Origin of the sequence: Salegentibacter sp. (assembly GCF_041642575.1) — a bacterium.
In the GTDB taxonomy this organism is placed as follows: Bacteria; Bacteroidota; Bacteroidia; order Flavobacteriales; family Flavobacteriaceae; genus Salegentibacter.
Genome location: NZ_JBEPWD010000177.1, coordinates 1 through 2,498, shown reverse-complemented (window position 1 = coordinate 2,498; position 2,498 = coordinate 1). Strand labels below are relative to the sequence as shown.

The window sequence follows — 2,498 nt, the reverse complement described above, 5'->3', positions numbered from 1 at the left end:
CGTGAACAATAACCCTGATAATCCTGTGATCAATTACAGGTCTTTCGGAGAAAACAAGGAAAATGTTTCCCAAAAAGGGATCGCCTATATGAAGGGAATGCAGGATGCTAATTTGTTAACCACGGCAAAACACTTCCCGGGCCACGGAGACACCGACACCGATTCCCATTATGCGCTTCCACAGATAAATCACGCTTTTAACAGGCTGGATTCGTTGGAGATGCATCCTTTCAAAAAACTTATAGACGCCGGAATTGGTGGCGTGATGGTCGCCCACCTTGATATACCTGCCCTGGATTCAACAGGAGTGCCTTCAACTTTATCCAAACCGATAATTACCGGAATTCTAAAGGAGAGGTTAGGCTTTGAAGGTTTGATCGTTACCGATGCGATGAATATGAAAGGGGTGACTGAAGGTAATGAACCGGGAGTAGTAGATAAGGATGCGATCCTGGCAGGAAACGACCTGCTGGAATTCACCGAAGATGTCCCAAAAGCGATCGCCGAGATAAGAAAAGCCATAGATCAGGGCCTTATCACCCAGGCTGAAATCGATAAACGGGTAAGGAAATTATTAGCTGTGAAACAATGGGTAGGTCTGGATCAATATTCGCCTACTCCGCTTAAAAATATTGATGAAGAAATTACCACCCTGGAAGCAGAATGGTTAAACCGGAAACTGGTTGAGGCCTCGCTCACGGTACTTAAGAATGACAGGGATATCATGCCGGTGAAAGAGCTTCAGGATGTTAAGATCGCTTCAGTATCGTTTGGGGCTAAAAAAGAAACTGTTTTCCAGGAAAGCCTGAGTCTTTATACCGATGTAAAACATTACCAGGTGGGACTGGACGCCAAAACTTCAGAATTAAAAGAGATCTTTGAGGAATTAAAAGACTTTGATTATATAATCGCCGGGATCCATGATGACAGTCGATTTCCTCGTAATACGATGAAGTTTTCAAATTCGGTTCAAAATCTTATGGGCGAAATCTTCGAAGAGGATAACAGTATAGTCGCTTACTTTAAAAATCCTTATTCTCTGGACAAACTTAAAGGAGTGGAAAATGCGGGAGGCTTGATTCTTACCTATCAGGATAATAAGATCACCCAGGAACTTGCAGCCCAGCTTATTTTTGGCGGGGTTGGAGCGAATGGGAAACTTCCGGTGAGTGTTGGGAAAAAATTCAAATCGGGCGAGGGCCTGGAGGTTGAGGGTGAATTACGCCTAAAATATACCAGCCCCGAAGATGCCGGAATGAATTCTGAAATTCTGTATGGTGGGATTGACTCTTTAATGCATCAGGCTATGGATATGAAAGCTATTCCCGGTGGACAGATCCTGGTAGCCAGAAATGGGAAAGTCGTATTTCATAAAGCTTATGGTTTACATGATTATAGTGACACCGTTAAAGTGAAAAAAACCGATGTTTATGACCTGGCCTCTGTGACCAAAATTTCTGCATCTTTAGCTGCCTTGATGAAGTTGAATGATGAAGGGAAATTTAATGTTAATCATACACTGGCCGATTATCTGCCCGTATTTAAAGGTTCCAACAAAGAAGATATTCCACTTTACGATATTTTAACCCACCAGGGCCGGCTTAAATCCTGGATCCCTTTTTGGCGGAATACGCGCAGAAATAACGGCAGTTATAAATGGTTCACAATCAAACAGGATTCTTCTAAGCGATTTCCGATAAAGATTTCCGATAATATGTACCTGCATAGAAATTATCCTGATAAAATGGTGAAGGCGATTCGCAATTCTCCTCTGGAAGATGAGAAGAAATATAAATATTCAGACTTTTTCTTTATTCTTGCTCCCCGCGTTGTAGAAAGCCGTATTGATACCGGTTTTGCTGAATTCCTGGATGAAAATTTTTATAAATCCCTGGGAGCGACTTCACTTACTTTCAATCCATATGAGAAATACTCAAAAAAAGAAATTGTGCCAACTGAGCACGATTATTTATTTAGAAGAGGACCCATTCACGGACGAGTACACGATGAAGGTGCTGTGATGTTTGGCGGAATTTCAGGTCACGCCGGGCTTTTTGGAAATGCCAATGACCTTGCTAAACTTTTGCAGATGTATCTAAATATGGGAGAATATGCCGGGAAACGCTATATTGAGGAGGAAACCTTAAGGGAATGGTCCAAAGTTCAGTTTCCCGAAAATGATAACCATCGTGGAATGGGCTTCGATAAACCCTATCTGGAATATAAAGGAGAAAGCGGCAATACCGCTAAGGATGCCAGTAAAGCAAGCTTTGGACACACGGGTTTTACCGGAATAATGGTGTGGATGGATCCTGAAGAAGACCTGCTTTATCTCTTTCTTTCCAACCGCGTTTTACCTACCCGCGGAAATACGAGATTATACAGTTTAAATACCAGGACCAATATTCAGCAGGTGCTTTATGATGCTATTGAGAAATAGCAAGAATTTACGGTTTACCGTAAATTCTTAGCTTTTTCAGAATAGAATTATCAAAAAC

At 41.9% G+C, this 2,498-nt stretch carries 1 protein-coding gene; it reads left to right on the top strand.

Features of this window, described 5'->3' with window-relative positions:
- Positions 1-2,440: glycoside hydrolase family 3 N-terminal domain-containing protein (locus ACESK1_RS13040; RefSeq protein ID WP_372920609.1), on the top strand; the 2,440-nt coding region annotated here is incomplete at its 5' end.
- Positions 2,441-2,498: the final 58 nt, after the last annotated feature.